The sequence below is a fragment of the Enterobacter sp. 50793107 genome, from assembly GCF_001463365.1.
In the GTDB taxonomy this organism is placed as follows: Bacteria; Pseudomonadota; Gammaproteobacteria; order Enterobacterales; family Enterobacteriaceae; genus Enterobacter; species Enterobacter cloacae.
Window position 1 is genome coordinate 32,742 of the sequence record NZ_LNII01000089.1, and the last position, 26,586, is coordinate 59,327.

At 55.0% G+C, this 26,586-nt stretch carries 24 protein-coding genes; 22 read left to right on the top strand and 2 right to left on the bottom strand.

Annotation, left to right across the window (positions count from 1 at the left end; translation table 11 throughout):
* The first annotated feature begins 3 nt into the window (after window positions 1-3).
* From APU11_RS13520 to nei, 5 genes are read left to right on the top strand one after another with little or no spacing between them, the layout of a single operon-like run.
* Window positions 4-747 (top strand): type 2 GTP cyclohydrolase I, encoded by a 744-nt coding sequence (locus APU11_RS13520; RefSeq protein ID WP_023621132.1) that lies wholly within the window; start codon window positions 4-6, stop codon window positions 745-747.
* 14 nt (window positions 748-761) lie between these two features.
* A complete protein-coding gene (gene pxpB / locus APU11_RS13525; protein WP_023621133.1) occupies window positions 762-1,418 on the top strand; it encodes a 5-oxoprolinase subunit PxpB in 657 nt (218 codons plus the stop codon).
* Window positions 1,412-2,344: a 5-oxoprolinase subunit PxpC gene (pxpC, locus tag APU11_RS13530; RefSeq protein WP_013097548.1), complete on the top strand. Its 933-nt coding sequence runs from the start codon at window positions 1,412-1,414 to the stop codon at window positions 2,342-2,344. Before pxpB ends, pxpC begins: the two co-directional genes overlap by 7 nt.
* Window positions 2,331-3,068: a 5-oxoprolinase subunit PxpA gene (gene pxpA / locus APU11_RS13535; protein WP_013097547.1), complete on the top strand. Its 738-nt coding sequence runs from the start codon at window positions 2,331-2,333 to the stop codon at window positions 3,066-3,068. The genes pxpC and pxpA overlap by 14 nt, the downstream gene beginning before the upstream one ends.
* A gap of 19 nt (window positions 3,069-3,087) precedes the next feature.
* Window positions 3,088-3,879 (top strand): endonuclease VIII, encoded by a 792-nt coding sequence (gene nei, locus APU11_RS13540; protein ID WP_013097546.1) that lies wholly within the window; start codon window positions 3,088-3,090, stop codon window positions 3,877-3,879.
* A 99-nt stretch (window positions 3,880-3,978) separates the two neighbouring features.
* Here the strand turns inward: nei and APU11_RS13545 are convergent, their stop codons facing one another.
* Window positions 3,979-5,262 carry a citrate synthase gene (locus tag APU11_RS13545; RefSeq protein WP_013097545.1) on the bottom strand — a complete coding sequence of 428 codons (1,284 nt, stop codon included), beginning with the start codon at window positions 5,260-5,262 and terminating at the stop codon, window positions 3,979-3,981.
* A gap of 639 nt (window positions 5,263-5,901) precedes the next feature.
* Here APU11_RS13545 and sdhC point away from each other — a divergent pair.
* The 8 genes from sdhC (at window position 5,902) to sucD (ending at window position 15,546) form a co-directional block, all read left to right on the top strand.
* On the top strand, window positions 5,902-6,306 hold the full coding sequence (sdhC, locus tag APU11_RS13550; protein ID WP_044159455.1) for a succinate dehydrogenase cytochrome b556 subunit: 405 nt from the start codon (window positions 5,902-5,904) through the stop codon (window positions 6,304-6,306).
* A complete protein-coding gene (sdhD, locus tag APU11_RS13555; RefSeq protein WP_008501088.1) occupies window positions 6,300-6,647 on the top strand; it encodes a succinate dehydrogenase membrane anchor subunit in 348 nt (115 codons plus the stop codon). Before sdhC ends, sdhD begins: the two co-directional genes overlap by 7 nt.
* Window positions 6,647-8,413: a succinate dehydrogenase flavoprotein subunit gene (sdhA, locus tag APU11_RS13560; protein ID WP_058650387.1), complete on the top strand. Its 1,767-nt coding sequence runs from the start codon at window positions 6,647-6,649 to the stop codon at window positions 8,411-8,413. The genes sdhD and sdhA overlap by 1 nt, the downstream gene beginning before the upstream one ends.
* A 15-nt stretch (window positions 8,414-8,428) precedes the next feature.
* Window positions 8,429-9,145: a succinate dehydrogenase iron-sulfur subunit SdhB gene (sdhB, locus tag APU11_RS13565; protein ID WP_008501090.1), complete on the top strand. Its 717-nt coding sequence runs from the start codon at window positions 8,429-8,431 to the stop codon at window positions 9,143-9,145.
* A gap of 227 nt (window positions 9,146-9,372) precedes the next feature.
* On the top strand, window positions 9,373-12,180 hold the full coding sequence (gene sucA, locus APU11_RS13570) for a 2-oxoglutarate dehydrogenase E1 component (protein ID WP_023622290.1): 2,808 nt from the start codon (window positions 9,373-9,375) through the stop codon (window positions 12,178-12,180).
* A gap of 14 nt (window positions 12,181-12,194) precedes the next feature.
* The gene (odhB, locus tag APU11_RS13575) at window positions 12,195-13,415 is read left to right on the top strand and encodes a 2-oxoglutarate dehydrogenase complex dihydrolipoyllysine-residue succinyltransferase (protein ID WP_013097540.1); all 1,221 of its coding nucleotides are present in this window, start codon (window positions 12,195-12,197) and stop codon (window positions 13,413-13,415) included.
* A 95-nt stretch (window positions 13,416-13,510) separates the two neighbouring features.
* Window positions 13,511-14,677 (top strand): ADP-forming succinate--CoA ligase subunit beta, encoded by a 1,167-nt coding sequence (sucC, locus tag APU11_RS13580; RefSeq protein WP_006809579.1) that lies wholly within the window; start codon window positions 13,511-13,513, stop codon window positions 14,675-14,677.
* Entirely contained in the window at window positions 14,677-15,546 is an 870-nt protein-coding gene (gene sucD, locus APU11_RS13585; RefSeq protein WP_058650388.1) for a succinate--CoA ligase subunit alpha, read from the top strand. The genes sucC and sucD overlap by 1 nt, the downstream gene beginning before the upstream one ends.
* Window positions 15,547-15,628: 82 nt before the next feature.
* Here the strand turns inward: sucD and APU11_RS13590 are convergent, their stop codons facing one another.
* The gene (locus tag APU11_RS13590; RefSeq protein ID WP_013097539.1) at window positions 15,629-16,345 is read right to left on the bottom strand and encodes a GntR family transcriptional regulator; all 717 of its coding nucleotides are present in this window, start codon (window positions 16,343-16,345) and stop codon (window positions 15,629-15,631) included.
* Between the two features lie 171 nt (window positions 16,346-16,516).
* On the opposite strand from APU11_RS13590, the gene mngA reads away from it, so the two are divergent.
* From mngA to tolR, 9 genes are all read left to right on the top strand, one after another.
* Entirely contained in the window at window positions 16,517-18,433 is a 1,917-nt protein-coding gene (mngA, locus tag APU11_RS13595; RefSeq protein ID WP_060578529.1) for a PTS 2-O-a-mannosyl-D-glycerate transporter subunit IIABC, read from the top strand.
* A gap of 23 nt (window positions 18,434-18,456) precedes the next feature.
* Entirely contained in the window at window positions 18,457-21,087 is a 2,631-nt protein-coding gene (gene mngB / locus APU11_RS13600; RefSeq protein ID WP_038986090.1) for a mannosylglycerate hydrolase, read from the top strand.
* Window positions 21,088-21,757: 670 nt separating this feature from the next.
* On the top strand, window positions 21,758-23,326 hold the full coding sequence (gene cydA / locus APU11_RS13605; RefSeq protein WP_013097536.1) for a cytochrome ubiquinol oxidase subunit I: 1,569 nt from the start codon (window positions 21,758-21,760) through the stop codon (window positions 23,324-23,326).
* A 15-nt stretch (window positions 23,327-23,341) separates the two neighbouring features.
* On the top strand, window positions 23,342-24,481 hold the full coding sequence (gene cydB / locus APU11_RS13610) for a cytochrome d ubiquinol oxidase subunit II (RefSeq protein ID WP_013097535.1): 1,140 nt from the start codon (window positions 23,342-23,344) through the stop codon (window positions 24,479-24,481).
* Window positions 24,482-24,495: 14 nt separating this feature from the next.
* Window positions 24,496-24,609 carry a cytochrome bd-I oxidase subunit CydX gene (cydX, locus tag APU11_RS13615; RefSeq protein WP_003858598.1) on the top strand — a complete coding sequence of 38 codons (114 nt, stop codon included), beginning with the start codon at window positions 24,496-24,498 and terminating at the stop codon, window positions 24,607-24,609.
* Window positions 24,609-24,899 (top strand): cyd operon protein YbgE, encoded by a 291-nt coding sequence (ybgE, locus tag APU11_RS13620; protein WP_038418916.1) that lies wholly within the window; start codon window positions 24,609-24,611, stop codon window positions 24,897-24,899. Before cydX ends, ybgE begins: the two co-directional genes overlap by 1 nt.
* 147 nt (window positions 24,900-25,046) lie before the next feature.
* The gene (ybgC, locus tag APU11_RS13625; protein WP_003858593.1) at window positions 25,047-25,451 is read left to right on the top strand and encodes a tol-pal system-associated acyl-CoA thioesterase; all 405 of its coding nucleotides are present in this window, start codon (window positions 25,047-25,049) and stop codon (window positions 25,449-25,451) included.
* Complete coding sequence (tolQ, locus tag APU11_RS13630; protein ID WP_013097532.1) at window positions 25,448-26,140, top strand: Tol-Pal system protein TolQ; 693 nt, start codon at window positions 25,448-25,450, stop codon at window positions 26,138-26,140. Before ybgC ends, tolQ begins: the two co-directional genes overlap by 4 nt.
* Window positions 26,141-26,143: 3 nt before the next feature.
* Window positions 26,144-26,572, top strand: a complete 429-nt coding sequence (gene tolR, locus APU11_RS13635) for a colicin uptake protein TolR (RefSeq protein ID WP_003858589.1) — start codon at window positions 26,144-26,146, stop codon at window positions 26,570-26,572.
* Window positions 26,573-26,586 lie beyond the last annotated feature (14 nt).

Consider the following 26,586-nt stretch of genomic DNA (forward strand, 5'->3'; position numbering starts at 1 on the left):
ATGATGAAAAATACCGAACTGGAAAGTCTGATCAACGAAAAACTGAACAGCAGTGCCTTCAGCGACTACGGCCCGAACGGGTTACAGGTTGAAGGGCGCGACACGGTGCAAAAAATTATCACCGGTGTGACCGCCAGTCAGGCGTTGCTGGATGAAGCCGTGCGTCAGGAGGCCGATGCGGTCATCGTCCATCACGGCTATTTCTGGAAGAACGAATCACCGATCGTTCGCGGCATGAAGCGCAACCGTCTGAAAACGTTGCTGGCAAATGATATCAACCTCTATGGCTATCACCTGCCGCTGGACGCTCATCCCGAGCTTGGCAACAACGTCCAGCTCGCGCAGCTGTTAGGGATCACCGTGATGGGTGAAATTGAGCCGCTGGTACCGTGGGGCGAGCTGTCGATGCCGGTACCGGGTCTTGAGCTGGCCTCCTGGATTGAAGCTCGTCTGGGCCGCCGTCCGCTGTGGAGCGGCGATACCGGCCCGGATACGGTGAAGCGTGTCGCCTGGTGCACCGGTGGCGGTCAGGGCTTTATCGACAGCGCCGCGCGTTTTGGTGTTGATGCCTTTATTACCGGGGAAGTCTCAGAGCAGACCATCCATTCAGCCCGTGAACAGGGGCTGCATTTTTACGCGGCAGGTCACCACGCCACCGAGCGCGGCGGCATTCGCGCCCTGAGCGAATGGCTGACCGAAAATACCGATCTGGATGTCACCTTTATTGATATCCCTAACCCGGCCTGATGAGAGGTACCTGAGTGCAGCGAGCGCGTTGTTATCTTCTGGGGGAAACGGCGGTGGTGCTGGAGTTGGAGCCGCCCGTCACCCTTGCTACCCAAAAGCGTATCTGGCGGTTAACGCAGCGTCTGGTGGATGTGCCGGAGGTGGTTGAAGCGATCCCGGGGATGAATAACATCACCGTGGTGCTGCGTAATCCGCATACGCTGGCACTGGATGCCATTGAACGTTTACAGCGCTGGTGGGAGGAGAGCGAAGCGCTGGAGCCGGAATCCCGCACGATTGAGATCCCGGTGGTGTATGGGGGCACAGGGGGACCCGATCTTGGCGTGGTGGCTGAACACAGTGGGCTAACCGAAAAACAGGTCGTTGAGCTGCACGCCTCCGTTGATTATGTGGTCTGGTTTTTGGGATTCCAGCCGGGCTTCCCGTATCTGGGCGGACTCCCTTCGGCACTGCATACGCCACGTCGCGCTGAGCCGCGTCTGAGCGTGCCGGCGGGTACCGTCGCGATTGGCGGCGAACAGACGGGCATTTATCCGCTGGCGTCGCCGGGGGGCTGGCAGCTCATCGGACACACGTCTATGCCACTATTTGAACCGGGCCAGGACTCGCCGGTCCTCCTGCGTCCTGGCGACACCCTTCGCTTTATTCCGCAGAAGGAGGGGGTATGTTAACGCTTATTCGCGCCGGGCTTTATACCTCTGTTCAGGATGCGGGTCGCTTTGGCATGCGCCAGTCTGGCGTGAGCTACTGTGGTGCGCTGGACAGGCCAGCACTGGAGATTGCCAACGTGCTGGTGGGCAATCCCGGCAATACGGCTGCGCTCGAAATTACGCTGGGGCAGTGTGTCATTGAATTTAGTCAGGAGACCTGGTTTGCGTTAACCGGCGCCGGGTGCGATGCCACGCTTGATGGCAAAGCGGTCTGGACCGGCTGGCGGCTGCGGGCAAAAGCCGGACAGCGTTTAACGCTTAAGCGTCCTCAGCATGGGGTTCGCAGTTATCTTGCCGTTGCCGGTGGGATTGACGTGCCGGAGGTGCTGGGCTCATCCAGTACCGATCAGAAAGCCGGAATTGGCGGCCACGAAGGACGTTTGTTGCGCGATGGCGATCGTCTGGCGATAAAACCGTCAACGCGGCACTTTTCAACCGCGCAGGGTGTAAAACAGCTCCTGTGGGGAAACCAGATCCGCGCCCTGCCGGGGCCGGAGTATCAGGAATTTGATGAGGTGTCTCAGGAGTCTTTCTGGCGCTCGCCGTGGAAGATTAGCCCGCAGAGTAACCGCATGGGGTATCGTCTTCAGGGGCAGCCGCTGACCCGTACGACGGACCGCGAACTGCTTTCACACGGTCTGTTGCCCGGTGTCATTCAGGTACCGGGTAACGGTCAACCGATTGTGTTGATGAACGATGCACAGACCACGGGCGGTTACCCGCGCATCGCCTGCATCATTGAGGCCGATCGCTACCATCTGGCGCAAATCCCTCTCGGACAGCCGATTCACTTCGTGCAATGCTCCCTGGAGGAGGCGCTGAAGGCGCGGCAGGACCAGCAGCGTTATCTGGAACAACTGGCGTGGAGGCTTGATGGTAAAGATTGATTTAAACGCCGATCTGGGCGAGGGCGGCAGCGCCGACGCTGAACTGATGACCCTGGTCACCTCGGTGAATATCGCCTGCGGTTTTCACGCGGGTGATGCCCAAACGATGCTGGCGAGCGTGCGCAGTGCCATCAAAAATGGTGTTGCGATAGGGGCGCATCCGAGCTTCCCTGACCGGGAGAATTTTGGCCGCACGGCGATGGATCTCCCGCCCAAAACGGTCTACGCCCAGACGCTTTACCAGATTGGCGCGCTCGAGGCGATTGTGCGTTCGCAGCAGGGCGCGCTGCGCCACGTGAAGCCGCACGGCATGCTCTATAATCAGGCGGCGAACGACCCCGCGCTGGCAGAGGCTATCGCCCGGGCAGTGTTCGATTGCAACCCACAACTGATCCTGGTTGGCCTGGCGGGGAGCGAGCTGATTCGCGCCGGTCAGCGTCTGGGGTTAACCACCCGCCAGGAAGTGTTTGCCGACCGAGGCTATCAGCCCGACGGAACCCTGGTTCCCCGTTCCCGGCCCAACGCGCTGATCACCGATGAGTCTCTGGCGCTGGCGCAGACCCTTCAGATGGTGCGCGAGGGAACAGTAACAACGGTTGAAGGTACAACGGCCAGCGTTCAGGCTGACACAGTATGCTTACACGGTGATGGCGAGCACGCGCTGCAGTTTGCCCGCCGCTTACGGGCGGCGTTTGCAGAGCAGGGGATCCTCGTCAGCGCCTGAAAATCATAAGGATAAAGAGATGCCAGAAGGCCCGGAGATCCGCCGCGCTGCGGATAGCCTCGAGGCGGCGATAAAAGGCAAACCCCTGACGGACGTCTGGTTTGCTTTTCCTCAACTGAAGCCGTTTGAAGCACCGCTGGTGGGACAAACGGTGACCCACATCGAAACGCGGGGAAAGGCGTTACTCACGCATTTTTCTCATAACCTGACGTTATACAGCCACAACCAGCTTTATGGCGTCTGGCGGGTGGTTAACACCAACGAGCAGCCGCAAACCACCCGTGTGCTGCGCGTCAGGCTGCAAACCGCGGATAAAGCGATTTTGCTGTATAGCGCGTCTGATATCGAAATGTTAACGCCGGAGCAACTGCTTACGCACCCGTTCTTACAGCGGGTCGGGCCGGACGTGCTGGATATGCGTCTGACGGCGAACGATGTCAAAGCCCGCCTGTTATCCCCTAAATTCCGCAACCGGCAATTTTCCGGGCTACTGCTCGATCAGGCGTTCCTGGCCGGATTAGGCAATTACCTTCGCGTCGAAATTCTCTGGGAGGTCGGGCTGGCGGCGCAGCATAAAGCGTCGCAGTTGAGCGATGACCAGCTGGAAGTGCTCTCTCACGCGCTGCTGGATATTCCGCGGCTATCGTACAACACCCGCGGCGTGGTAGATGACAACAAGCATCACGGGGCGCTATTCCGCTTTAAGGTGTTTCATCGGGCGGGGAAGAGGTGCGAGCGGTGCGGTGGGGTGATTGAGAAGACAACGCTCTCTTCACGACCGTTTTACTGGTGTCCCGGGTGCCAGAGGTAAAAAGTAAAACGGTAACCCTCAGGTTACCGTTTTTAATGTTTTCACCCTCTCCCGGTGGGAGAGGGGCGGGGTGAGGGCATCAGGCCGCACCCACGTCTTTTAGCGCTTAAGATCAGACTTAAAATCACGCTGCTCGTAGCCGGTATACAGCTGACGAGGACGGGCGATTTTCATGCCTTCGCTGTGCATTTCGTTCCAGTGCGCAATCCAGCCCACGGTACGTGCCATGGCGAAGATCACGGTGAACATGGATGACGGAATGCCCATCGCTTTCAGAATAATGCCAGAGTAGAAGTCTACGTTCGGGTAGAGTTTCTTCTCGATGAAGTACGGGTCGTTCAGCGCGATGTGTTCCAGCTCCATCGCCACTTCCAGCAGATCGTCTTTGGTGCCCAGCTCTTTCAGCACTTCGTGGCAGGTTTCACGCATCACGGTTGCACGTGGGTCGTAGTTTTTGTACACACGGTGACCGAAGCCCATCAGACGGAAGGAGTCATTCTTGTCTTTCGCGCGGCGCACGAATTCAGGAATGTGCTCAACGGTGCTGATCTCTTCCAGCATCTTCAGTGCAGCTTCGTTCGCGCCGCCGTGCGCCGGTCCCCACAGGGAGGCGATGCCCGCAGCGATACAGGCGAACGGGTTCGCACCTGAAGAGCCTGCGGTACGGACGGTGGAGGTAGAGGCGTTCTGTTCATGGTCAGCGTGCAGGATCAGAATACGGTCCATCGCGCGTTCCAGCACCGGGTTCACTTCGTACTCTTCGCACGGCGTGGAGAACATCATGCGCAGGAAGTTACCGGCATAGGAGAGGTCGTTACGTGGATACACGAACGGCTGACCGATGGAGTATTTGTAGCACATCGCTGCCATGGTTGGCATTTTGGACAGCAGGCGGAACGCGGCGATATCGCGGTGGCGTGGGTTATTCACGTCAAGGGAGTCGTGGTAGAACGCCGCCAGCGCACCGGTAATCCCGCACATCACCGCCATCGGGTGAGAGTCACGACGGAACGCATGGAACAGACGGGTAATCTGCTCATGGATCATGGTGTGACGGGTGACGGTGGTTTTGAATTCATCATACTGAGCCTGCGTCGGCTTTTCGCCGTTCAGCAGGATGTAGCACACTTCCAGATAGTTGGATTCGGTGGCTAACTGATCGATGGGGAAGCCGCGATGGAGCAGGATACCTTCGTCACCGTCAATGTAGGTGATTTTGGATTCGCAAGATGCGGTAGAGGTAAATCCAGGGTCAAAGGTGAACACTCCTTTGGAACCCAGCGTACGGATATCAATAACATCCTGACCGAGCGTGCCTTTTAGCACATCCAGTTCAATAGCATCACCACCGTTGAGGGTGAGTTTTGCCTTTGTATCAGCCATTTACGGTCTCCTTAGCGCCTTATGCTTAAGACTGCGCTTTACCGGATTTGCTTTCAGCTGTTAATCACCGTTACCAGATTGTTATTTGGCTTACCGCTCAGCTCACGAGGACAAACCAGGGTACAGAGCTATGGCGCCTTGCAGGTAAACGAATGAAATATCAGTGAAACAACAGCAAATCAGCGTTTTTGCAGTCCGAATTTTTCAAACCTGTATATCACTAATAACTGTCCTGATAACTTCGGTCAATACCATCACACTGTTACATAACTATTTGTCAGGTGAAAGAGAGACCTCATAACTTTTGCGCATTATATGCCTTTTCTGATGACGTTTGTAACAATATTGTTTAACATTTGTCAAATCAGATGATTAAAAATTAAAAAGATGTTGTTATCGTGACCCTGATCACTGTTCCAGAGAAAACCCGACAAACTGTATGTAGGTTAATTGTAATGATTTTGTGAACGGCCTATACTGCCGCCAGGTCTCCGGAACACCCTGCAATCCCGAGCCACCCAGCGTTGTAACGTGTCGTTTTAGCATTTGGAAGCAATGTTTTGCATGACGCGCAGTTATAGAAAAGGAACGCTGTCTGACCCGCATCGCAGTCCGGAGGAAGGAAACAATAAGAACAGCATGTGGGCGTTATTCATGATAAGAAATGTGAAAAAACAAAGACCTGTCAATCTGGATCTCAAAACGATCCGGTTCCCCGTAACAGCAATAGCGTCCATTCTGCACCGTGTATCGGGTGTGATTACGTTTGTGGCGGTAGGCATTCTGCTGTGGTTACTGGGCACCAGCCTCTCTTCTCCTGAAGGATTCCTCCAGGCCTCTGCCATCATGAACAGCTTCTTCGTGAAATTCATCATGTGGGGCATTCTGACTGCGCTGGCGTACCACGTTGTGGTGGGTATTCGCCATATGCTGATGGACTTTGGTTACCTGGAAGAGACTTTCGAAGCCGGGAAACGTTCCGCTAACATTTCATTTGTGATTACAGTCGTGCTTTCACTTCTCGCAGGAGTTCTCGTATGGTAAGCAACGCCTCCGCATTAGGACGCAACGGCGTACATGACTTCATTCTGGTCCGTGCTACCGCCATCGTTCTCACCCTCTACATCATCTATATGATCGGTTTCTTCGCGACCAGCGGCACGCTGACGTGGGAAATCTGGAGTGGGTTCTTCGGATCTGCCTTCACCAAAGTGTTCACCCTGCTGGCGCTGTTCTCCATTCTTATTCATGCCTGGATTGGCATGTGGCAGGTGTTGACCGATTACGTTAAACCGCTGGCAATTCGCCTTCCTCTGCAGCTGGCCATTGTCGTTGCACTGGTGGTTTACGTTATTTATGGATTCGTTGTGGTGTGGGGTGTGTAATGAAACTGCCAGTCAGAGAATTTGATGCTGTTGTGATTGGTGCGGGTGGCGCAGGTATGCGCGCCGCGCTGCAAATTTCCCAGAGCGGCCAGACCTGTGCGCTGCTCTCTAAAGTATTCCCGACCCGTTCCCACACGGTATCTGCGCAGGGCGGTATTACCGTTGCGCTGGGTAACTCCCATGAAGATAACTGGGAATGGCACATGTACGATACGGTAAAAGGGTCCGATTATATCGGCGACCAGGATGCCATCGAATATATGTGTAAGACTGGCCCGGAAGCGATTCTGGAGCTGGATCATATGGGTCTGCCGTTCTCCCGTCTGGAAAATGGCACCATCTATCAACGTCCGTTTGGCGGCCAGTCGAAAAACTTCGGCGGCGAGCAGGCGGCACGTACCGCGGCAGCGGCTGACCGTACCGGTCACGCGCTGCTGCATACTCTGTATCAGCAGAACCTGAAAAACCACACTACTATCTTCTCCGAGTGGTATGCGCTGGATCTGGTGAAAAACGCCGATGGCGCGATTGTTGGTTGTACCGCGCTGTGCATTGAAACCGGTGAAGTGGTCTACTTCAAAGCGCGCGCAACCGTGCTGGCGACCGGCGGTGCAGGGCGTATTTACCAGTCCACCACTAACGCCCACATCAATACCGGTGACGGCGTTGGGATGGCTATCCGCGCTGGCGTGCCGGTGCAGGATATGGAGATGTGGCAGTTCCACCCAACCGGTATCGCCGGCGCGGGCGTTCTGGTGACAGAAGGCTGCCGTGGTGAAGGCGGTTACCTGCTGAACAAACACGGCGAACGTTTCATGGAACGTTATGCCCCGAATGCGAAAGACCTGGCGGGTCGTGATGTGGTGGCGCGTTCCATCATGATCGAAATCCGTGAAGGTCGCGGCTGTGATGGCCCATGGGGTCCACACGCCAAGCTGAAACTCGACCACCTGGGTAAAGAGGTACTGGAATCCCGTCTGCCGGGTATTCTGGAGCTGTCCCGTACCTTCGCCCACGTCGACCCGGTGAAAGAGCCAATTCCGGTTATTCCTACCTGCCACTACATGATGGGCGGTATTCCGACCAAAGTGACCGGTCAGGCATTGACCGTGAACGAGCAGGGCGAAGATGTGGTCATCCCAGGCCTGTTCGCGGTAGGCGAAATTGCCTGCGTATCCGTACACGGTGCCAACCGTCTGGGGGGGAACTCCCTGCTGGACCTGGTGGTGTTTGGTCGTGCGGTGGGTCTGCACCTGCAGGAATCCATTGCCGAACAGGGCGCGCTGCGTGACGCCACTGACGACGAAATTGATGCATCGCTTGAGCGTCTGAACCGCTGGAACGGTAACCGTAACGGTGAAGATCCGGTGCAAATCCGCAAAGCGCTGCAGGAATGTATGCAGCACAACTTCTCGGTATTCCGTGAAGGTGACGCGATGGCGAAAGGTCTTGAGCAACTGAAAGCGATCCGCGAGCGCCTGAAAAACGCCCGTCTGGATGATACTTCCAGCGAGTTCAACACCCAGCGCGTTGAGTGTCTTGAGCTGGATAACCTGATGGAAACCGCGTTCGCAACCGCGATGTCGGCCAACTTCCGTACCGAAAGCCGTGGCGCGCATAGCCGCTTCGACTTCCCGGATCGTGACGATGAAAACTGGCTGTGCCATTCCCTGTATCTGCCAGAGTCGGAAACCATGACGCGCCGTCAGGTGAACATGGAACCGAAACTGCGTCCGGCGTTCCCGCCGAAGATTCGTACTTACTAATGCGGAGACAGGACAATGAAACTCGAATTCTCAGTTTATCGTTATAACCCGGATGTAGATGACGCTCCGCGCATGCAGGATTACACGCTGGAAGCGGAAGAAGGTCGTGACATGATGCTGCTGGATGCGTTAATCCAGCTGAAAGAAAAAGATCCGACACTGTCGTTCCGTCGCTCCTGCCGTGAAGGGGTGTGTGGCTCTGACGGCGTCAACATGAACGGCAAAAATGGTCTGGCCTGCATCACGCCAATTTCCGCGTTGCAGCGCCCGGGCCAGAAAATTGTTATCCGTCCTCTGCCAGGCCTGCCGGTCGTGCGTGATTTGGTGGTAGACATGGGGCAATTCTATGCACAATATGAGAAGATTAAACCTTACTTATTGAATAATGGGCAAAATCCACCCGCTCGTGAGCATTTACAGTCTCCCGAGCAGCGTGAAAAACTCGACGGCTTGTATGAGTGTATTCTCTGTGCATGTTGTTCAACGTCGTGCCCGTCGTTCTGGTGGAACCCGGACAAGTTCATCGGCCCGGCCGGTCTGCTGGCTGCCTATCGCTTCCTGATCGATAGCCGCGACACCGAAACCGATAGTCGTCTGGAAGGTTTAAGTGACGCTTTCAGCGTATTCCGCTGCCATAGCATCATGAACTGCGTCAGTGTGTGTCCGAAGGGGCTGAACCCGACGCGCGCCATCGGCCATATTAAGTCGATGCTGCTGCAGCGCAGTGCGTAAGTAAGTAGTGAGAGGGGGCGCTGTTCCCCCTCACCCTAACCCTCTCCCAAAGGGAGAGGGGATAGATTGCAGAAACCTTTAAAAACTGCCCTGAAGTCTAGACAGTTTCTAAAGGTTCCTTCGCGGGCCAAATGAAAAGAGCTCGCAGGTGAACCCCGGCACGTACACGCGGTGTGCGTGGTAGTTTCTACGGCGAAAGTAAGCATAAAAATGCTTAAGGGATCACGATGCAGAACGGCGCAATGAAAGCCTGGCTGGACTCTTCTTACCTCTCTGGTGCCAACCAGAGCTGGATAGAACAGCTCTATGAAGACTTCTTAACCGATCCTGACTCAGTGGACGCAAACTGGCGTTCCATGTTCCAGCAGTTGCCTGGCACGGGAGTCAAACCGGATCAATTCCATTCCAAAACACGTGATTATTTCCGTCGTCTGGCGAAGGATGCCTCACGTTACTCTTCTGCGATTTCCGACCCTGACACCAACGCGAAGCAGGTTAAAGTCCTGCAGCTTATTAACGCTTATCGCTTCCGCGGTCACCAGCATGCGAATCTCGATCCGCTGGGACTGTGGAAACAAGACCGTGTGGCGGATCTCGATCCGGCGTATCACGATCTGACCGAGGCCGATTTCCAGGAAAGCTTTAACGTAGGTTCTTTTGCCATCGGTAAAGACACGATGAAGCTGGGCGATCTGATCGACGCCCTCAAGCAAACCTACTGCGGCTCCATCGGCGCGGAATACATGCATATCACTTCTACCGAAGAGAAACGCTGGATCCAGCAGCGTATCGAATCCGTAGCGGGCCACGCGACCTTCTCGGCTGACGAGAAAAAACGCTTCCTGAACGAACTGACCGCAGCGGAAGGGCTTGAGCGCTATCTGGGCGCGAAGTTCCCGGGCGCAAAACGCTTCTCGCTGGAAGGCGGCGATGCGTTAGTGCCAATGCTGAAAGAGCTGATTCGTCATGCAGGCAAGAGCGGTACCCGTGAAGTGGTACTGGGCATGGCGCACCGTGGTCGTCTGAACGTGCTGGTCAACGTGCTGGGTAAAAAACCGCAGGACCTGTTCGACGAATTCGCGGGCAAACATAAAGAACATCTCGGCACCGGTGACGTGAAGTACCACATGGGCTTCTCGTCTGATATCGAAACCGAAGGCGGTCTGGTTCACCTGGCGCTGGCGTTTAACCCGTCGCACCTGGAGATCGTCAGCCCGGTAGTTATCGGTTCCGTGCGCGCGCGTCTGGATCGTCTGGACGAGCCAAGCAGCAACAAAGTGCTGCCAATCACCATTCACGGTGATGCGGCGGTCACAGGGCAGGGCGTGGTTCAGGAAACCCTGAACATGTCCAAAGCGCGTGGTTATGAAGTGGGCGGTACCGTTCGTATCGTCATCAACAACCAGGTGGGCTTCACAACGTCTAACCCACTGGATGCGCGTTCAACCCCTTACTGCACCGACATCGGCAAGATGGTACAGGCGCCAATCTTCCACGTGAACGCGGATGACCCGGAAGCGGTCGCCTTCGTGACCCGTCTGGCGCTGGACTTCCGTAACACCTTCAAACGCGATGTGTTCATCGATCTGTTCTGCTACCGCCGTCACGGCCACAACGAAGCCGACGAGCCAAGTGCAACCCAGCCGTTGATGTACCAGAAAATCAAAAAACACCCGACGCCGCGCAAAATCTACGCTGACAAGCTGGAAAGCGAAAAAGTGGCGACGCTGGAAGATGCGACCGAAATGGTCAACCTCTACCGCGACGCGCTGGATGCGGGTGAGTGCGTGGTGAAAGAGCTGCGTCCGATGAACATGCACTCCTTTACCTGGTCGCCGTACCTCAACCACGAGTGGGATGAGAGCTACCCGAACAAGGTCGAGATGAAGCGCCTGCAGGAGCTGGCTAAACGCATCAGCACCGTGCCAGACGCCATCGAGATGCAGTCTCGCGTGGCAAAAATTTATGCTGACCGTCAGTCTATGGCGGCAGGTGAGAAGCTGTTCGACTGGGGCGGTGCAGAAACGCTGGCTTACGCGACGCTGGTTGACGAAGGTATTCCTGTTCGTCTGTCCGGTGAAGATGCGGGCCGTGGCACCTTCTTCCACCGTCACGCGGTAGTTCACAACCAGTCTAACGGTTCAACCTACACCCCGCTGCAGCACGTGCATAACGGTCAGGGCCAGTTCAAGGTCTGGGACTCCGTGCTCTCTGAAGAAGCGGTGCTGGCCTTCGAATACGGTTACGCTACCGCAGAGCCGCGTACGCTGACCATCTGGGAAGCGCAGTTCGGTGACTTCGCCAACGGTGCTCAGGTGGTTATCGACCAGTTCATCTCTTCTGGCGAACAGAAATGGGGCCGTATGTGTGGCCTGGTGATGCTCCTGCCACATGGTTATGAAGGCCAGGGTCCTGAGCACTCCTCCGCGCGCCTGGAACGTTATCTGCAGCTCTGCGCTGAGCAGAACATGCAGGTTTGCGTACCGTCCACCCCGGCTCAGGTTTACCACATGCTGCGTCGTCAGGCGCTGCGCGGTATGCGCCGTCCGCTGGTGGTCATGTCACCAAAATCCCTGCTGCGTCACCCACTGGCGGTGTCCAGCCTGGATGAGCTGGCGAATGGCACCTTCCTGCCTGCCATCGGTGAGATTGATGAACTGGATCCGCAGGCTGTGAAGCGTGTGGTGATGTGTTCTGGTAAGGTTTATTACGACCTGCTGGAACAGCGCCGTAAGAACGATCAGAAAGATGTCGCCATCGTGCGTATCGAACAGCTTTATCCATTCCCGCACCAGGCGGTGCAGGAAGCGCTGAAACCGTACGCTCACGTGCATGATTTTGTCTGGTGCCAGGAAGAGCCGCTCAACCAGGGCGCATGGTACTGCAGCCAGCATCATTTCCGTGAAGTGATTCCATTTGGGTCTGCCCTGCGTTATGCAGGTCGCCCGGCCTCCGCCTCTCCGGCGGTAGGGTATATGTCCGTTCACCAGAAGCAGCAACAAGATCTGGTCAATGACGCGCTGAACGTCGATTAATTAAAGGATACATAATGAGTAGCGTAGATATTCTTGTTCCCGACCTGCCTGAATCTGTAGCAGATGCGACCGTCGCTACCTGGCATAAAAAACCAGGCGATGCCGTTAAGCGCGATGAAGTGCTGGTAGAAATCGAAACTGACAAAGTGGTACTGGAAGTACCGGCTTCGGCGGATGGCGTTCTGGACGCGGTGCTGGAAGACGAAGGCACCACCGTAACCTCTCGCCAGATCCTGGGTCGCCTGCGTGAAGGCAACAGCGCGGGCAAAGAGTCCAGCGCGAAGTCTGAAGAGAAAGCCTCTACGCCGGCTCAGCGCCAGCAGGCTTCTCTGGAAGAACAGACCAACGACGCGCTCAGCCCGGCGATCCGTCGCCTGCTGGCTGAACACAGCCTTGACCCGGCAGCCATCAAAGGTACCGGTGTAGGCGGTCGTCTGACCCGTGAAGACATCGACAAACACCTGGCGAAAGCGCCTGCTCAGGCAGAAGCGAAAGCCCCTGTGGCAGCCCCAGCAGCACAGCCTGCTCTGGGTGCGCGCAGTGAAAAACGCGTGCCAATGACTCGCCTGCGTAAGCGTGTGGCAGAGCGTCTGCTGGAAGCGAAAAACTCCACCGCGATGCTGACCACCTTCAACGAAGTGAACATGAAGCCAATCATGGACCTGCGTAAGCAGTACGGTGACGCGTTTGAAAAACGTCACGGTATCCGTCTGGGCTTTATGTCCTTCTACGTGAAAGCGGTTGTTGAAGCGCTGAAACGCTACCCGGAAGTGAACGCGTCCATCGATGGTGATGACGTGGTTTACCACAACTATTTCGACGTCAGCATGGCGGTGTCTACGCCACGTGGTCTGGTGACTCCGGTTCTGCGTGATGTGGATACCCTGGGTATGGCCGACATCGAGAAAAATATTAAAGAGCTGGCCGTGAAAGGCCGCGACGGCAAGCTGACCGTAGACGACCTGACCGGCGGTAACTTCACCATTACCAACGGCGGCGTGTTTGGCTCGCTGATGTCTACCCCGATCATCAACCCGCCGCAGAGCGCGATCCTGGGTATGCACGCCATTAAAGATCGTCCGATGGCGGTAGACGGTAAAGTGGAGATCCTGCCAATGATGTATCTGGCGCTCTCTTACGATCACCGTCTGATCGACGGCCGCGAGTCCGTGGGCTTCCTGGTAGCGATTAAAGAGCTGCTGGAAGATCCAACGCGTCTGCTGCTGGACGTCTAGTCCCTTTTAGCATCACCTGCCCTGTAGGCCGGATACGCCTTGCACCGGCCTGCAGGTTTGAAGATAACGATTACCCTGAAGGATGGATAGAACACATGAACTTACATGAATATCAGGCCAAACAGCTGTTTGCCCGGTATGGCTTACCGGCTCCGGTGGGTTATGCCTGTACTACCCCGCGTGAAGCAGAAGAAGCCGCATCTAAAATCGGTTCCGGCCCGTGGGTAGTTAAATGTCAGGTTCACGCTGGTGGCCGTGGTAAAGCGGGCGGTGTGAAGGTTGTTAAGAGCAAAGAAGAAATTCGTGCATTTGCTGAACATTGGCTCGGCAAGCGTCTGGTCACTTACCAGACAGATGCGAACGGCCAGCCAGTCAACCAGATCCTGGTTGAAGCGGCAACCGACATCGCGAAAGAGCTGTATCTGGGCGCGGTGGTAGACCGTAGCTCGCGTCGCGTGGTGTTCATGGCGTCTACCGAAGGCGGCGTGGAAATCGAAAAAGTGGCAGAAGAGACGCCACACCTGATCCATAAAGTGGCTATCGATCCACTGGCAGGTCCAATGCCTTACCAGGGCCGTGAGCTGGCGTTCAAACTGGGTCTGGAAGGCAAGCTGGTTCAGCAGTTCACCAAGATCTTCATGGGGCTGGCGACCATCTTCCTGGAGCGCGATCTGGCGCTGATCGAGATCAACCCGCTGGTGATCACCACTCAGGGCGATCTGATCTGCCTCGATGGCAAACTGGGTGCTGACGGCAATGCCCTGTTCCGCCAGCCAGATCTGCGCGAAATGCGTGACCAGTCTCAGGAAGACCCGCGTGAAGCACAGGCTGCTCAGTGGGAGCTGAACTACGTGGCGCTGGATGGCAACATCGGCTGCATGGTTAACGGTGCGGGCCTGGCGATGGGCACCATGGACATCGTTAAGCTGCACGGCGGCGAGCCAGCGAACTTCCTCGACGTAGGGGGGGGCGCAACCAAAGAGCGCGTAACCGAAGCGTTCAAAATCATTCTCTCTGACGACAACGTGAAAGCCGTTCTGGTGAACATCTTCGGCGGTATCGTACGTTGCGACCTGATCGCAGACGGCATCATCGGCGCGGTAGAAGAAGTGGGCGTTAACGTTCCGGTTGTTGTGCGTCTGGAAGGTAACAACGCTGAACTCGGCGCGAAAAAACTGGCTGACAGCGGCCTGAATATTATTGCAGCGAAAAGTCTGACGGATGCAGCTCAGCAGGTTGTTGCCGCAGTGGAGGGGAAATAATGTCAGTTTTAATCAATAAAGATACCAAGGTTATCTGCCAGGGCTTCACCGGTAGCCAGGGGACTTTCCACTCCGAGCAGGCGATTGCCTACGGTACGCAGATGGTTGGCGGTGTAACACCAGGTAAAGGTGGCACCACGCACCTGGGCCTGCCGGTGTTCAACACCGTGCGTGAAGCCGTAGAAGCGACGGGCGCAACCGCGACCGTTATCTACGTTCCGGCACCGTTCTGCAAAGACTCCATTCTGGAAGCGATCGACGCTGGCATCAAACTGATCATCACCATCACTGAAGGTATCCCGACGCTGGATATGCTGATCGTGAAAGTGAAGCTGGACGAAGCGGGCGTGCGCATGATCGGCCCGAACTGCCCAGGCGTGATCACCCCAGGCGAATGCAAAATCGGCATCATGCCAGGTCACATTCACAAGCCGGGCAAAGTGGGTATCGTTTCCCGTTCCGGTACGCTGACCTATGAAGCGGTTAAGCAGACCACCGACTACGGCTTCGGCCAGTCCACCTGTGTGGGCATCGGCGGTGACCCAATCCCAGGCTCTAACTTCATCGACATCCTGAAGCTATTCCAGGAAGATCCACAGACCGAAGCGATCGTCATGATCGGTGAGATCGGTGGTAGCGCGGAAGAAGAAGCGGCTGCTTACATCAAAGAACACGTAACCAAGCCAGTAGTCGGTTACATCGCGGGTGTGACGGCGCCGAAAGGTAAGCGTATGGGTCACGCAGGCGCGATTATCGCCGGTGGTAAAGGTACGGCTGATGAGAAATTCGCAGCGCTGGAAGCCGCAGGCGTGAAGACCGTTCGCAGCCTGGCGGATATCGGCGAAGCACTGAAATCCATCATTAAGTAAGTCCTCTCTGCGCCCTGAAAGGGGCGCGTTGAAATAAAAAATGTCCGTTTCGACATGGTTGGCCGCTGTAAAGCGGCCTTTTTTATTGCCTGCGTTTCGCCACGAGGGTGAATTTGTAATCGTCGGTATTGAACACGTTGCGGCTGTATTCGAAAACCCGGCCATCTTTCAGGAAACCGCGGGAGACTTTTTCCAGGATCGGTTTTGCCGGATCGAGCGCCAGCGCAGCAATCGCCTCTTCTGAGGGCATGACCGGCACCAGCTCCTGTTCACTGCGATCGATGACCAGCTTTTTGATCTGTTCAACGTAGTGGTATTTCGACTTTTCCATCACTTCCCAGGTGAGGTCGGGGAACATCGCCAGCGGCATCCAGGTTTCTTCCAGGTTTACCGGCTTCTGCTTGATGAAGCGTACGCGCTTGACGTGCCAGACCTTATCATCTTCGCCAATTGCCAGCGTAGCCGCGAGTCTTGTATCGGCTTTTACCACTTCAAAAATTTTGACGTCGCTGTGCGTATCAACGTTGCGATCCGCCAGTTTTTCGTAAAAGCCGGTGAGCTGGTAAATGTCGTAATTCACCCGCTCCTCTTTTACATAGGAACCACTGCCCTGGATGCTTTCGATGATCTGTTCGTCGGCAAGGAGTTTCAGGGCCTGCCGGACGGTGACGCGGCTGACGCTAAACGCCTCCTGAAGGCTGGATTCCGTTGGTAGCGCGTCACCCGGTTTTAATTCTCCGGCGTTAATTTTTTCGCGGAAGACATCCGCTATCTGCCGGTATCGCGGTTTGTTGCCCATTTTATCGCGCCTGATTAATACCTTTTCTGAGAATTATGCATTCAACTAATGATTTGTAAATAATACAACTTAAATACAAATTTTGATGTTAGTGAAAATGATCACATAAATGTATTATCCGCTCTGCCACAATCCTTCGCAGACTATAACGATGCAACTGTGAGGATCTCTATGAACCTGACGACCCTGACCGATCCGCGTGCTGTCTGCGTTCAGGCGCAGTTTACCCGCCGTGATGAGGCAATACGTCAGCTCGCGATGCGGCTGGAGGCGCTGGGCAAAATCACTGACGCCGAGGCTTTTCTGGTGGACGTTTTTCAACGGGAATCGCTTGGCCCAACCGCGCTGGGTGAGGGGCTGGCTGTCCCCCATGGCAAATCGGCCACGGTAAAAGAGGCGGCATTTGCCGTCGCAACGCTGTGCGAGCCGCTGGAATGGGAAGGGGTGGACGGGCCGGAAGAGGTCACGCTCATTTTCCTGCTCGCGATCCCTCCGGCGGAAGCCGGATCAACGCATATTGAGGTGTTAACGGCGCTCACGTCTCGCCTGGCGGATGACGATCTCAGGGCCCGCGTAATGGCTGCGACCATGGCCGAAGGTGTGCTGACCGCGCTGGACGCCGCGCCCGGGGAGCAGGCCGACGCCATCCAGGAGAGTGCCCCGACTATTGTCTGCGTTACCGCCTGCCCGGCCGGGATTGCCCACACCTATATGGCGGCGGAATATCTGGAAAAAGCGGGACGCAGGATGGGCGTCAACGTGGTGGTGGAAAAGCAGGGGGCGAACGGCATTGAGGGGCGCCTCACGTCGCAGCAACTGCAGGAGGCCAGAGCATGTATCTTTGCCGCAGAAGTGGCGATCAAAGAGAGTGAACGCTTTGCGGGGATCCCCACCGTTTCCGTACCCGTTGCGGAACCACTACGCCATGCTGAAGCGTTAATAGAACGCGCGCTGGCGTTAAAGCCTGCCGACGCTGCGCGTCATGCGCCCGTCGATACCGAAACAAAAAAGAGTGTCAAAACCGAGCTCAAGCAGGCGCTCCTGAGCGGCATCTCCTTTGCGGTGCCGTTGATTGTCGCCGGTGGTACGGTGCTGGCCGTGTCGGTATTGCTGGCGCAAATTCTGGGGCTGCAGCACTTATTCGATCAGGAAAACTCGTGGCTGTGGATGTACCGCAAGCTTGGCGGCGGCATGCTTGGCATGCTGATGGTTCCCGTTCTGGCGGCGTATACCGCTTATTCACTGGCGGATAAACCGGCGCTGACGCCGGGTTTCGCTGCCGGTCTGGCTGCCAATATGATTGGTTCCGGTTTTCTGGGGGCCATCGCAGGCGGGCTGATTGCGGGCTACCTGATGCGCTGGGTGAAAAATCACATTCGCCTCAGTAGCCGCTTCAACGGCTTCTTAACCTTTTATCTTTATCCGGTTATTGGCGTGCTGGGCGCAGGCAGCCTGATGCTGTTTGTGATCGGCGAACCGGTGGCCTGGATAAACAACGCGCTCACCGCCTGGCTTAATGGTCTTTCTGGCGCGAATGCGCTGCTCCTGGGCGCGATCCTTGGCTTTATGTGTTCGTTCGATTTGGGCGGGCCGGTCAACAAAGCCTCCTACGCGTTCTGCCTCGGGGCGATGGCCAACGGGGTGTATGGCCCCTATGCGATTTTCGCCTCCGTCAAGATGGTCTCGGCCTTTACCGTGACGGCGTCAACGATGCTGGCGCCGAGATTGTTTAAACCGTTTGAAATTGAAACCGGCAAATCAACGTGGCTGCTTGGCCTCGCGGGCATTACCGAAGGGGCGATACCGATGGCGGTTGAAGATCCCCTCCGCGTCATTGGCTCATTTGTGCTGGGCTCCATGGTGACAGGGGCGATTGTTGGCGCGATGGGGATCGGCCTGTCCACGCCGGGCGCAGGCATTTTCTCGCTCTTTTTACTTCATGATGCAGGGCTGAGCGGTGTGGTTGCAGCGGCAGGCTGGTTTGGTGCGGCGCTGGTGGGGACCGCTATCTCCACATTTATTCTGCTGCTCTGGCGACGTCAGGCGGTCAAAACGGGCAAATACATCACTGAAGGCGCCATACCGTAAAACGCACAACACAGGAAACGAAGATGAAAGCTGTATCTCGCGTTCATATCACGCCGCATATGCACTGGGACCGTGAGTGGTACTTCACCACCGAAGAGTCGCGTATTCTTCTGGTCAATAATATGGAAGAGATCCTGACCCGTCTGGAGCAGGACGAGGCCTATAAATATTACGTTCTCGACGGACAGACGGCAGTGCTGGAGGATTACTTTGCCGTCAAGCCCGAAAACCGCTCGCGGGTGAAGGTGCTTGTCGAGCGCGGAAAACTGATTATCGGCCCGTGGTATACCCAGACCGATACCACGATCGTCAGCGGCGAGTCGATTGTCCGCAACCTGATGTACGGTATTCGCGACTGTATGGCGTTCGGCGAGCCGATGATGATCGGTTATCTGCCGGATTCGTTTGGGATGTCAGGCCAGCTTCCGCATATTTATAACGGCTTTGGCATTACCCGCACGATGTTCTGGCGCGGCTGTTCTGAACGACACGGTACCGATAAAACCGAATTTCTCTGGCAGAGCCAGGACGGCAGTGAAGTGACGGCACAGGTGCTGCCGCTGGGCTATGCGATTGGTAAGTACTTACCTGAGGATGAGGCCGGGCTACGAAAACGGCTCGACAGTTATTTCGAGGTCCTGGAAAACGCCTCTGTCACCAAAGAGATTTTGCTGCCCAACGGACACGACCAGATGCCGCTGCAGCAGAACCTTTTTGCGGTGATGGAGAAGCTTCGTGAAATCTATCCGCAACGTCAGTTTGTGATGAGCCGCTTCGAGGAGGTGTTTGACCATATTGAGGCGCGGCGCGATGAACTGGCGACGCTGAAAGGGGAGTTTATCGACGGGAAATACATGCGCGTGCACCGGACAATCGGCTCCACGCGCATGGACATTAAAATCGCCCATGCGCGTATCGAGAATAAAATCGTCAACGTGCTTGAGCCGCTGGCGACGCTTGCCTGGACTCTCGGCTTCGACTATCACCACGGTCTGCTGGAGAAAATGTGGAAAGAGATCCTCAAGAATCACGCCCACGACAGCATCGGCTGCTGCTGCAGCGACAAGGTGCATCGCGAGATTGTTTCCCGCTTTGAGCTGGCGGAGGACATGGCAGACAACCTGGTGCGCTTCTATATGCGCAAGATTGTCGACAACATGCCGCAATCCGACGCCGATAAGCTGGTGATGTTCAACCTGATGCCCTGGCCGCGTGAAGAGGTGATGAACACCACGATTCGGCTGCGCGCCAGCCAGTTTCGTCTGCGTGATGAGAAAGGCAACGAGATCCCGTATTTCATTCGCAGCGCGCGCGAGCTCGACCCTGGTCTCATTGACCGGCAGATTGTCCATTACGGCAACTACGAACCGTTTATGGAGTTTGATATCCAGCTCAGCCAGATCCTGCCGTCGATGGGCTACCGTACGCTGTTTATAGAACCGCACGTAGCCGGAAAGGTGCTCTCTCCGGCGCAAAACACCGGTGCTTTACTCGAAAATGCTTTCTGGCAGATTGATATAAACGACGACGGTACGCTGCGTCTGCGCGACAAAGAAACCGGCCTGATTTACGACCGGGTACTGGAGATTGAAGAGAGTTCGGATGATGGCGATGAGTACGACTACTCGCCTTCACGGGAAGAGTGGAGACTCACTTCAGCACAGGGCGAGCATCAGGTTGACGTCATACACGAAGCCTGGCAGAGCAGGGCGGTGATCCGCCACCGTATTGCTGTACCGGCAAACCTCTCTGAACGCGCAGCACGTCAGCGAAAGGGTTCTCTTGAGGTGGCATTTGACATTACGCTCAGCCACAACAGCAGACGTATTGATGTGGCGGTGCGTCTGGATAACCAGGCGGATGACCACCGCGTTCGGGTGCTGATCCCCACACCGTTTACGACTCAGCACGTGCTCGCGGATACGCAGTTTGGCACCATTACTCGCCCCGTGCAGGACGCTGCGATGCAACGCTGGCAGGAAGAGGGCTGGAAAGAAGCGCCCGTTCCTGTCTGGAATTTGCTCAACTATGCCGTGCTGCAGGAAAAGCGAAACGGGCTTGCGCTGTTTACAGAAGGACTACGTGAATTTGAAGTGGTGGGCGATACCAAAAAAGCCTTTGCGCTGACTCTGCTGCGCGGCGTGGGGTTACTCGGAAAAGAAGATTTGCTGTTGCGCCCTGGCAGACCTTCGGGGATTAAGATGCCCGTCCCGGATTCCCAGATGCGTGGTCCGTTAACCTGCCGTTTTAGCCTGTTCAGTTTCAGTGGCACCCCTGAAAGCTCGGGCGTCACGCAGCAGGCTAAGGCGTGGTTAACGCCGGTGCAGTGCTATAACAAGATCCCCTGGGATGCGATGAAATTAAACCGTGCGTCGTTCACCACGCCGGAAAGTTACAGTCTGCTGGCGCTTTCCCCGACGGGATGCGTGCTCAGCGCGCTCAAAAAAGCGGAAGATCGGGATGAACTTATTCTTCGCCTGTTCAACCCTTCGGAGTCCAGCGTCTGCGAGACGACGTTATCCGTTAACCCGGCGTTGAAACGGTGCGGCGAAACGGACCTGAATGAACGGTTACTGGATGATCGTGAAGAGCAGGGGATTACCGGCACGTTCAGACCGGGGCAGTCACGAACCTTTAGCATTCTTCTTGCCTGAAAAACGAAAAAAGGCTGCCAAGTGCAGCCTTTTTTCATTAAATAGTCACGCTACGGTGTTAACTTATAGAGCGCGAAAAGTAAATTAAATGTAATTTCGAAGGGTTGCAGTCAAACTCTGGAAAAATAACCTGGCCCGACTACGCTTTAAGGATTGCCCCGCGTCGAAAAGGTGTTTTTCTTTTGCGTTAATTAAAATCACTTCTGTTTATATTTTTTCCCTTCTTCGATAACCAATCACAGCTTTGTATGCACATATCGTTAACATGGTTTTCACCATTCTTACCGCGTTTAAACATGGTTAACATCGGTCGTTGTTTTTGATTTAAATCAAAGTTTAATCCTTGGAAAAAGGTGCTTAAAAGCGCTAAATTGTCCCCGATCAAAATGGTCGAAAAGTGGTAATTTTGCTATAAATTGATCGCCGTCGAAAAACGTAAATATGATTCAATAAAAACCTGTTTATTGTAAGGGTTTTGCAGCGTATTATATTTGCGGGACCAATTTGAGTTTTTTATTAACGTATTTGTAACCTTTCATCACTGCTTTTTCATTCTGTAGAGAATAGGCAACGAAGAAGGGGAGCAGATAACTTTGTATTGGGGCATGCGTGTGGATCCTTTTCCTGGGGTTCACTCTCGGAGTCTTCATGCGATGAGCAAGGAGTCATAATGTTAGACGTAGTCGAACTGTCGCGCTTACAGTTTGCCTTGACCGCGATGTACCACTTCCTGTTTGTGCCGCTGACGCTCGGTATGGCGTTCCTGCTGGCCATCATGGAAACGGTATACGTTCTGTCCGGCAAACAGATTTATAAAGATATGACCAAGTTCTGGGGCAAGTTGTTTGGTATCAACTTTGCACTGGGCGTGGCTACCGGTTTGACCATGGAGTTCCAGTTCGGGACTAACTGGTCATATTATTCCCACTATGTAGGGGATATCTTCGGTGCGCCGCTGGCCATTGAAGGTCTGATGGCCTTCTTCCTCGAATCCACCTTTGTAGGTCTGTTCTTCTTCGGCTGGGACCGTCTGGGCAAAGTCCAGCATATGGCGGTGACCTGGCTGGTGGCATTAGGGTCTAACCTGTCCGCGCTGTGGATCCTGGTGGCAAACGGCTGGATGCAGAACCCGATTGCGTCTGATTTCAACTTCGAAACCATGCGTATGGAGATGGTCAGCTTTGCCGAACTGGTCCTGAACCCGGTTGCTCAGGTTAAATTCGTCCACACCGTGGCCTCTGGCTATGTGTGCGGCGCGATGTTCATTCTGGGCATCAGCTCCTACTATATGCTGCGTGGTCGTGACTTCGCCTTCGCTAAACGTTCCTTTGCTATCGCTGCAAGCTTCGGTATGGCTGCCATCCTCTCCGTTATCGTGCTGGGTGATGAATCCGGTTATGAAATGGGTGACGTACAGAAAACCAAGCTCGCCGCAATCGAAGCTGAATGGGAAACCCAACCGGCCCCGGCTGCCTTTACCCTGTTCGGTATTCCGGACCAGGACGCCCAGGAAAACCGCTTCGCCATTCAAATTCCTTATGCGCTGGGTATCATCGCCACCCGTTCTGTTGACAAACAGGTGACGGGTCTGAAAGAGCTGATGGAGCAGCACGAAGGCCGTATCCGTAACGGTATGAAAGCCTACGCTCTGCTGGAACAGCTGCGTGCCGGTTCTACCGACCAGGCCGTTCGTGACCAGTTCAACGACGTGAAGAAAGATCTGGGCTACGGTCTGCTGCTGAAACGCTATACCCCGAACGTCTCCGACGCGACGGAAGCGCAGATCCAGATGGCAACCAAAGACTCTATTCCACGCGTAGCGCCACTCTACTTTGCATTCCGTATCATGGTAGGCTGCGGCATCATCATGCTGCTGATCATTGCGGCGTCCTTCTGGTCTGTGATTCGTAACCGCATCGGCGAGAAAAAATGGCTGCTGCGTACGGCGCTGTATGCTATCCCGCTGCCGTGGATCGCAATTGAGTCCGGCTGGTTTGTTGCGGAGTATGGACGTCAGCCATGGGCGATTGGTGAGGTGCTGCCAACGGCGGTGGCCAACTCCTCGCTGACAGCAGGCGATCTGATCTTCTCAATGCTGCTGATCTGTGGTCTCTACACCCTGTTCCTGGTGGCTGAACTGTTCCTGATGTTCAAGTTCGCGCGCCTTGGCCCAAGCAGCCTGAAAACCGGTCGCTATCACTACGAGCAGTCCGGTGTGACTACTCAGCCGGCACGCTAAGACAGGAGTCATCAAATGATCGATTATGAAGTATTGCGTTTTATCTGGTGGCTGTTGATCGGTGTTCTGCTGATCGGTTTTGCTGTCACGGATGGTTTCGACATGGGGGTGGGGATGCTCACCCGTTTCCTCGGTCGTAATGACACCGAGCGTCGAATCATGATCAACTCCATCGCCCCGCACTGGGACGGTAACCAGGTGTGGCTGATCACCGCAGGCGGCGCGCTGTTCGCTGCCTGGCCGATGGTTTACGCGGCTGCGTTCTCCGGTTTCTACGTGGCGATGATTCTGGTTCTGGCGTCTTTATTCTTCCGTCCGGTAGGTTTTGACTACCGTTCCAAAATTGAAGACACCCGCTGGCGTAACATGTGGGACTGGGGCATCTTCATTGGTAGCTTCGTTCCACCGCTGGTGATTGGTGTGGCATTCGGTAACCTGCTGCAGGGTGTACCGTTCCACATGGACGAGTACATGCGTCTTTACTACACCGGTAACTTCTTCCAGCTGCTGAATCCGTTTGGTCTGCTGGCAGGCGTAGTCAGTGTGGCGATGATCATCACCCAGGGCGCAACCTATCTGCAGATGCGTACTGTTGGTGAGCTGCATCTGCGTTCTCGTGCAACGGCTCAGGTTGCTGCCCTGATCACACTGGTCTGCTTCGCGCTGGCAGGTGTTTGGGTGGTCTACGGTATTGATGGTTACGTGGTGACGTCTGCGATTAACCACGTCGCGCCGTCTAACCCGCTGACCAAAGAAGTGGCGCGTGAGGCCGGTGCATGGCTGGTGAACTTCAACGCGATGCCTGTGCTGTGGGCTATTCCGGCGTTGGGTGTGTTGCTGCCGCTGCTGACGGTTCTGACGTCTCGTCTGGAAAAAGGCGCTCTGGCGTTCGTGTTCTCATCACTGACGCTGGCGTGCATCATCCTGACTGCAGGTATCGCTATGTTCCCATTCGTGATGCCATCCAGCACCATGCTGAATGCTAGCCTGACCATGTGGGATGCAACCTCCAGCCATATGACGCTGAACTTAATGACTTATGTTGCTTGCGTGTTCGTTCCGATTGTTCTGGCCTACACCATCTGGTGTTACTGGAAAATGTTCGGTCGTATCACTAAAGAACATATCGAAAGCAACACCCACTCTATGTACTAAGTAAGGAGCTGAATATGTGGTATTTCGCATGGATTTTAGGGACGCTTCTTGCCTGTGCTTTTGGTGTCATCACTGCCCTGGCGCTTGAGCACGTTGAAGCGACCAAAGCGGGTGAAGAAAAACACTAATGAATATTATCGCAACGTTATATGCGGTAATGGATAAGCGCCCGTTACGGGCGCTTTCTTTAGTGATGGCATTACTGCTGGCAGGGTGTATCTTCTGGGACCCTTCGCGTTTTGCAGCGAAGACCAGCGAGCTTGAGATCTGGCACGGCTTTCTCATTATGTGGGCGGTGTGCGCAGGTGTGATCCACGGCGTAGGCTTTCGTCCGAAAGCGATTCACTGGCAGGGCATTTTCTGCCCGCTTATCGCCGATATCGTGCTGCTTGCTGGATTGATTTTCTTCTTCTTCTGAATAAGAAATGTCCGTTAACCATATGGGCTTACCCGAGCCCATAAAAATTTACTCTCCGTTTACTTTCTCCCATTCCAAACCATCATTCCCGCGCGTATAGTAGCGAAGTTTAAAGCATAAACTTTTGTTGCATTACCGGGATGTAAAGTGAATACAACGCTGTTTCGATGGCCGGTTCGTGTCTATTACGAAGATACCGATGCCGGTGGTGTGGTTTACCACGCCAGCTACGTTGCTTTTTATGAACGGGCACGCACAGAGATGCTGCGCCATCATCACTTTAGTCAACAGGTACTGTTGGCTGAGCGAGTTGCCTTTGTGGTACGCAAGATGACGCTTGAGTATTTTGCGCCTGCCAGACTCGACGATATGCTCGAAGTCCAAACTGAAATTACATCAATGCGCGGAACCTCGCTGGTTTTCACGCAGCGGATAGTCAATGCAGAGAACACCGTACTGAACTCAGCTGAAGTACTGATTGTCTGTGTTGATCCAACCATAATGAAGCCTCGTGCGCTTCCTAAGTCTATTGTCGCGGAGTTTAAGCAGTGACTGACATGAATATCCTTGATTTGTTCCTGAAGGCAAGCCTTCTGGTTAAACTTATCATGCTGATTTTGATTGGTTTTTCAATCGCATCCTGGGCCATCATCATCCAGAGAACGCGTATTCTCAATGCGGCTGGCCGTGAAGCGGAAGCGTTTGAAGATAAGTTCTGGTCGGGTATCGAACTGTCCCGTCTGTATCAGGAAAGTCAGGGTCGTCGCGATAGTCTCGCTGGCTCCGAACAAATTTTCTACAGCGGATTCAAAGAGTTTGCCCGTCTGCATCGCGCGAACAGCCATGCACCTGAAGCGGTGGTGGAAGGGGCCTCGCGTGCGATGCGTATCTCCATGAACCGCGAGCTGGAAAATCTTGAAACGCACATTCCCTTCCTGGGAACGGTGGGTTCCATCAGCCCGTATATCGGCCTGTTTGGTACGGTGTGGGGGATCATGCACGCCTTTATCGCGCTGGGCGCAGTGAAGCAGGCGACGTTGCAGATGGTTGCACCGGGTATTGCAGAAGCACTGATTGCAACCGCTATCGGTCTGTTTGCGGCAATCCCGGCGGTTATGGCTTACAACCGTCTGAACCAGCGCGTGAATAAACTGGAACTGAACTACGACAACTTCATGGAAGAGTTCACCGCGATTCTGCACCGTCAGGCGTTTACCAGCACCGAGAGCAACAAGGGGTAAACCATGGCCAGATCGCGTGGACGAGGTCGTCGCGAGCTCAAGTCCGAAATCAATATCGTTCCGCTGCTGGACGTACTGCTGGTGTTGCTGCTGATCTTTATGGCGACAGCGCCCATCATTACCCAGAGCGTGGAAGTTGATCTGCCGGATGCGACAGAATCACAGGCGGTAAGCACCAATGACGATCCTCCGGTCATCATTGAGGTTTCCGGCGTAGGGCAATACAGCGTCGTGGTAGAGAAAGATCGTATGGATCAGCTACCGCCGGAGCAGGTGATTGCTGAAGCGCAACGACGCCTGGAGTCAAATCCGAAAACGGTCTTCTTAATCGGTGGTGCGAAAGACGTGCCTTACGATGAAATTATTAAAGCGCTGAACTTGCTACATAGTGCGGGTGTTAAGTCTGTCGGCTTAATGACTCAGCCTATTTGATCATCCGCGTAGTT